This is a genomic window from Variovorax sp. 01T439_2, from assembly GCF_056398445.1.
Window position 1 is genome coordinate 1 of record NZ_JBFTPJ010000319.1, and the last position, 5,833, is coordinate 5,833.

At 65.6% G+C, this 5,833-nt stretch carries 6 protein-coding genes and 1 pseudogene; 3 read left to right on the top strand and 4 right to left on the bottom strand.

All coding sequences use genetic code 11. The features are described from left to right. The 4 genes from AC1DOC_RS16315 to hppD form a co-directional block, all read right to left on the bottom strand. On the bottom strand, positions 1 to 1,041 hold a 1,041-nt coding region (locus AC1DOC_RS16315), incomplete at its 3' end, for an AMP-binding protein (protein WP_478130089.1). Between the two features lie 143 nt (positions 1,042 to 1,184). Continuing rightward, the gene (gene phhA, locus AC1DOC_RS16320; protein ID WP_478130090.1) at positions 1,185 to 2,063 is read right to left on the bottom strand and encodes a phenylalanine 4-monooxygenase; all 879 of its coding nucleotides are present in this window, start codon (positions 2,061 to 2,063) and stop codon (positions 1,185 to 1,187) included. A 17-nt stretch (positions 2,064 to 2,080) separates the two neighbouring features. Continuing rightward, entirely contained in the window at positions 2,081 to 2,881 is an 801-nt protein-coding gene (locus AC1DOC_RS16325) for a transporter substrate-binding domain-containing protein (RefSeq protein WP_015867528.1), read from the bottom strand. Positions 2,882 to 2,909: 28 nt separating this feature from the next. Then, positions 2,910 to 4,037 (bottom strand): 4-hydroxyphenylpyruvate dioxygenase, encoded by a 1,128-nt coding sequence (gene hppD / locus AC1DOC_RS16330; RefSeq protein ID WP_015867527.1) that lies wholly within the window; start codon positions 4,035 to 4,037, stop codon positions 2,910 to 2,912. Positions 4,038 to 4,191: 154 nt separating this feature from the next. Here hppD and AC1DOC_RS16335 point away from each other — a divergent pair, with 154 nt between their 5' ends. From AC1DOC_RS16335 to AC1DOC_RS16345, 3 genes and pseudogenes are all read left to right on the top strand, one after another. Further along, complete coding sequence (locus AC1DOC_RS16335; protein WP_015867526.1) at positions 4,192 to 4,665, top strand: Lrp/AsnC family transcriptional regulator; 474 nt, start codon at positions 4,192 to 4,194, stop codon at positions 4,663 to 4,665. 109 nt (positions 4,666 to 4,774) lie between these two features. After that, entirely contained in the window at positions 4,775 to 5,503 is a 729-nt protein-coding gene (locus tag AC1DOC_RS16340; RefSeq protein WP_015867525.1) for a GNAT family N-acetyltransferase, read from the top strand. Positions 5,504 to 5,592: 89 nt separating this feature from the next. Then, positions 5,593 to 5,833 (top strand): annotated as a pseudogene (locus tag AC1DOC_RS16345) (HlyC/CorC family transporter); the annotation flags it as partial.

A 5,833-nucleotide genomic window follows, 5' to 3' on the forward strand; every position in this document is an offset into this window, starting at 1 on the left:
GCCTTCGGAGGCGGCCATTCCGCCCGCCTGCGAAACGAACAGCGTGGAGAAATCGATCGACTTGAACCCGGGGTGCATCAAGAGCGCATTGAAGAGCGTGTTCACCGCCGGCAGCATGTGGAAGGGCCGCTTCTTGAGCACCGCAATGAACTTGCCGAAATCGCGCGGATTGGGAATCAGCGTCATGTGCGAGCCCTGGCGGATGACCAGGAGGCAAAGCGTGAGCGCGAAGATGTGATAGAGCGGCAGCGCCGCGATGCTGTTGACCTTGGCCAGGTCGCCCGCCCGCGACAGCGCCGGCGTGAACCAGGCCTCCGCCTGCAGCGTGGCCGCGACGATGTTGCGGTGGGTCAGCACCGCGCCCTTGGACAAACCCGTGGTGCCGCCGGTGTATTGCAGGAACGCGATCGAATCGAGCGTGCTCTGGTCCGGCGCCAGCGCGCGCCCGCGCCCTTCTTCGATGACCTTGGAAAACGGCGTGACGCTGCGGCCGTTGCCCAGCGGCAGCTTGTACGGCGGAACCATCTTCGCCAGGTGGCGGACCGCCACCGTGATCCAGGCGCCATAGAGTCCGCCGAGCAGGTCGCCCATCGAAGTGATGACCACGTGCTTCACGGGCGTGCGCTCGATCACCTGTTCCAGCGTCGCGGCGAAGTTCTCGAGGATGACGATGGCCGTGGCGCCCGAATCCTTGAGCTGGTGCTCGAGCTCGCGCGCCGTGTAGAGCGGATTGACGTTGACGCAGGTGTAGCCGGCGCGCAGCACGCCGCACATCGTGACCGCGAACTGGGGCACGTTGGGCAGCATGATGGCGACCCGCGCGCCGGGCTCGAGGCCCAGCGATTGCAGCCACGCGCCCAGGGCCTTCGACAGCGTGTCGAGCTCGCCATACGACATCCAGCGCTCCATGCAAACCGAGAACGGCCGATCGGCATAGCGGGCGAAGGCCTCGTCGAACATGTGGGGCAGGGACCGGTACTGCCCGGGGTCGATCTCGTGCGGMACGCCGGCCGGATAGTTCTGTCGCGCGGATGTCTGCATGCAAGCTCCTTTTGCGCGGATTGTGGGAGCCAGACACATCTGGCCGCCAGCGGGCTTGTCCTAGGAGCAGGGCATGCGCTGTCGCGCACGCGATAGTGAACCGCAGCGCATGCATGCCGCCGCAATCACTTCGAAAGGAGCGTTCAGGCCCGGCCGGACTCGCCCGGCAGCAGCACCCCGGCCGGAATGTCGGGCAGGGCGTCGAGCGCCTGGTAGAGCGGCGTGAAGTCGGGAGCCGTGAGGTCGAAGAGCTGCGCGAAGCTCTCGATCACGAAGTAGTTGCTCTGGTAGGTGTCGATCTTGTAGCTCGTGCGCATGGTGCGCAGCAGGTCGAGCGGCAGCCGGTGCGGCTCGTYGCTGCGCACGGCGTGCTGCAGTTCGCCGACGGAACTCAGGATGCCGGCGCCGTAGGCTCGCAGGCCGTCGGGCTGGCGGATCAGGCCGAACTCGACCGTGTACCAGTACAGCCGCGCGAGCTTCTCGCCCGCGCCGAGCTCATGCGCCTTGATGCCTCCCTGGCCATAGCGCTGCACGTAGTCGGCAAAGACCGGGTCGAACAGCATCGGCACATGGCCGAACAGGTCGTGGAACACGTCGGGCTCGACGATGTAGTTGAACTCCTCGGGCTTGCGGATCCAGTCGGTCACCGGAAACTTGCGGTTTGCGAGCAAGGTGAAGAACGGCAGCTCGGGAATCAGCCCCGGCACCGCCACGATTTCCCAGCCGGTGGCGCGGTGCAGCCGCTCGTTGATCTCCTCGAAGCGAGGGATGCGGTCCTTCACGCCCAGCAGCGGCAGCGCCTTGATGAATGCGTCGCAGGCGAGGCCCGGCAGCTGCGCGGCCTGGCGTTCGTAGAGCCGCTGGTAGGTCTCGTGGTCGGCCGGCGTGTAGCTGGCCCAGTCCTGCGGGCAGGTGTAGTCGGCAAGCACCGCCCCGCCGCGCGAGTAGTCGCCGCGCGGCGGACGGTCCGAAGCGCCGTAGACGGCGGGCGTGACGACAGCGGCTGCTGCAGGGGTGTCCATGGGAATGCTCTTTCGGTTTATTTGAGCCAGCGGTCCATCACGCGCTGGAAGTCGCCGCCGGCTTGCTGCAGGTGCAGCCATTGGTCGACGTAGGCCTTGAAGGCCACGTCGTCGCGCGGCAGCATCCAGGCCATTTCGCCGTATTGCAGCGGCTTGTCGGGGTTGATCGCGCACAGGCCCGGCTTGAGCTTCTGCTGCGTGATGGCTTCGGCGGATTCGGTCACGAACACGTCGGCGCGGTTGGCAAGGATCTCGTCGAAGATCGTCACGTTCTCGCCGTGCAGCGTGAGCTTGGCCTGCTTGAAGTTGGCGCGCGCAAAGCGCTCGTTGCTGCCGCCCGGATTGAAGATCACGCGGGTGGAAGGCTTGTCGATGTCGGCCACGCTCTGGTACTTGGCAACGTCGGCGCAGCGCGCAATGGGCGCCTTGCCGTTCACCATGTAGGGCGCGCTGAAGAAGGCGCGCTTTTGCCGGTCGGTGGTCACGGAAACGCCGCCCACGGCGATGTCGCACTTGCCGGCGCCGAGGTCGGGCAGCAGGTTGGCCCAGGTGGTCTTGACCCATTCGGGCTTGGCGCCGAGGCTGGCGCTGAAGCCCGCCATGAGATCGACGTCGATGCCCTCGAACGCGCCGTCGGCCTTCTGGAAGCTGAAGGGCTTGTAGTCGCCCGGCGTGCAGATGCGCAGCACCGCCGCCTTCTGCACCGCGTCGAGGTGCGAGCCGCCCGCCGGGGCGGCCGGCGCCATGGCGCAGCCCGAAAGAAGAACAGCGGCGGTTGCCGCAGTGAGGGTCAAGCCGATCGAGAACGTGCTGCGCATGGAGGCTCCTGGCCAGTGAAAAAGGCGCTTATTTTGCGGCCGACAGCACGCCGCGGCGCATCTGGTCGAGCTCGATGCTTTCGAACAGCGCCTTGAAGTTGCCGTTGCCGAAACCGTCGTCGCCCTTGCGCTGGATGAACTCGAAGAAGATCGGGCCGAGCTGGTTCTCGCTGAAGATCTGCAGCAGCAGCGCGTCCTTCTTGCCGTCGATCAGGATCTTGCGCTTCTGCAGCTCGGCCACGCTTTCGCCATGGCCGGGAATGCGCTTGTCGACCAGCTCGTAGTAGGTGTCGATGGTGTCGAGCAGGGTGACGCCGTTGGCGCGCAGCGCGTCGACGGTCTCGTACAGGTTGTCCGAGCCCATCGCGATGTGCTGGATGCCTTCGCCGCGGTACATGTCCAGGTACTCCTGGATCTGGCCGGCCTGCTCCTTGCCCTCTTCATTGATGGGGATGCGGATCTTGCCGCAGGGGCTGGTCATGGCCTTGCTCTTCACGCCCGTGACCTGGCCTTCGATGTCGAAGTACTTGATCTCGCGGAAGTTGAAGAGCTTCTCGTAGAAGCCGGCCCAGACGTTCATGCGGCCGCGGTACACATTGTGCGTGAGATGGTCGATGTAGGTCAGGCCGTTGCCCTTGGGCGCCAGCGCATCCTGCGAGGCCACGCCCGGCAGCGGTTCGAAGTCGACGTCGTAGAAGCCGATGTTGCCGATGTCGCCCGGCTTCGCGCCGTTCTTGCCGGGCCAGCGGTCGACCAGGTAGATCAGGCTGTCGCCGATGCCCTTGATGGCGGGAATGTTCAATTCGCCCGGACCCGCCTTGTCGGCAAAGCCCCATGCGCCGAGCGAGATCGCGCGTTCGTAGGCCTGCTTGGCGTCCTGCACGCGGAAGGCGATGGCGCAGACGCTCGGGCCGTGTTCGCGCGCAAAGCGCTGCGCGAAGGAGTCGGGCTCGGCGTTGACGATGAAATTGATCGTGCCCTGGCGGTACAGCAGCACGTTCTTGTGGCGGTGCCGCGCCACGGCCTTGAAGCCCATGCGCTCGAACACCTTGCCCATCGCGACCGGATCCGGCGCCGCGTATTCGATGAATTCGAAGCCGTCGGTTCCCATGGGGTTCTCCCAGGGCGTGAAGGGGGGCGCGTCGGTGTGGCTCATGGGGGTCTCCAGAAGTGGGGTTCGAATGAAGGAAATAGCGAACGGGTGGGCGAGAACGACCAGTGCTGCACTGTAGAGCGGATGCCACTCACGTTTTCAGCGTTATTGGGCGCCGAGGAGATGCGTGGCGCAGTAAAACTGCGAAAATGCCGCCATGGAAGCATTAGACAAGATCGACAGGCTCATTCTGCGCACGCTGCAAGCAGACGGGCGCGCCACCTACGACCAGATCGCCGAGCAGGTCAGCCTTTCCCCGAGCGCCGTGCTGCGGCGCGTCAAGCGGCTGGAGGAAAGCGGCGTCATCGACCGCTACGTCGCGCTTGTGCGCCCCGAAGTCATTGGCCTGGGGCTGACCGCCTACCTCAATGTGCGCCTCGAAAAGCACACCGAAACCCACAAGCGCAACCCCATGGACCTGTTCCGCGCCAGCGTCCAGACCTGGCCCGAAGTGGTCGAGTGCGCGGCGCTCACCGGCGAGATGGACTACCTGCTGCGCGTGGTGGTCGCCGACATGGGGCATTACAGCCGTTTCATCATGGACACCCTGCTCAAGCACCCCAGCGTGGAGGATTGCAAGACCAGCTTCGTGCTCGACCGTGTCAAGGCCACAACAGCCGTGCCGGTTTAGCCAGCTGATGGTTGCGTGAACGACACGCTCTCTGGTATTGATTCACAAATGTCGCCCGAAAGTACCCCTGCAGGCTTGGTGTTTAAGGGAAAACCCTTATATTTGAGCCATGCTTACCGCCAAGACCCTCCTGAAGGCGTCTCTCGGCCTCGGCTCTTTTCTGAAGGCGCCGATGGTTGAGGCGCAACCGCGCGCAGCCTCTGCGCCGCAACCCGTCATGGTGCCGATCCGCTCGATCGGCCCGCGCGAGCGCGACCGCATCGCCCAGCACCTGCTGGCGCTCACGCCGCACGACCGCTACCTGCGCTTCGGCTACGCCGCGGGCGACGAGCAGGTGCAGCGCTACGTCGACGGGCTCGATTTCGAGCGCGACGAGCTCTTCGGCATCTACAACCGCCGGCTCGACCTGATCGCGATGGCCCACCTCGCGTTCGCGCCGGACGCGCAGCACAGCGACTGCGCCGAATTCGGCGTGTCGGTGGCGGCGCATGCGCGGGGCCGCGGCTACGGCGCGCGGCTGTTCGAGCGGGCCGTGGTCGTGGCGCGCAACGAAGGCGTGGGCATGCTCTTCATCCATGCGCTGAGCGAAAACGCCGCCATGCTGAAGATCGCCCGCAACGCCGGCGCCACCGTGGTGCGCAGCGGCTCGGAATCCGAAGCCCACCTGCAACTGCCGAGCGCCACCTTCGACAGCCGCATGAGCGAGATCGCGCTCGAGCAGTACGCAGCGGTCGACTACCACCTCAAGACCCGCGCCAAGCAGTTCTGGGCCTTCCTGGCCAGCCTGCAGGAAGTGCGCAGCGGCATGCGGGACGCGCGCAGCAAGTCTGCCCCCTGAATACCTGAAAAGCGCCCCTGGCGGCCAGGCGGTAGAGCCTGTCACGCGCAATCCGGTATCCTTGTATCTCTTCAACTACGCCTCCCGCAGTGGCCGACCCTCACCCTGAACGCGCACCCGTCGAACGGGAAGACAAGCGCGGCTTTCTCCAGAAGCTGGCCGAATTCATCCACCCCGGTCCCGACTCGCGCGACGAGTTGATCGAAACCCTCGCGGACGCCGAGGACAACGAGGTGATCGGCGCCGAATCGCGCGTCATGCTCGAGGGCGTGCTGCGCATGGCCGACATGACGGCCGGCGACGTGATGGTCGCGGCGCCGCGCATGGACC

Excerpts from the sequence above, each read along its gene's own strand:
- AC1DOC_RS16325 (WP_015867528.1), bottom strand. The coding sequence starts at position 2,881 with ATGCGCAGCACGTTCTCGATCGGCTTGACCCTCACTGCGGCAACCGCC.
- hppD (WP_015867527.1), bottom strand. The coding sequence starts at position 4,037 with ATGAGCCACACCGACGCGCCCCCCTTCACGCCCTGGGAGAACCCCATG.
- AC1DOC_RS16335 (WP_015867526.1), top strand. The coding sequence starts at position 4,192 with ATGGAAGCATTAGACAAGATCGACAGGCTCATTCTGCGCACGCTGCAA.
- AC1DOC_RS16340 (WP_015867525.1), top strand. The coding sequence starts at position 4,775 with ATGCTTACCGCCAAGACCCTCCTGAAGGCGTCTCTCGGCCTCGGCTCT.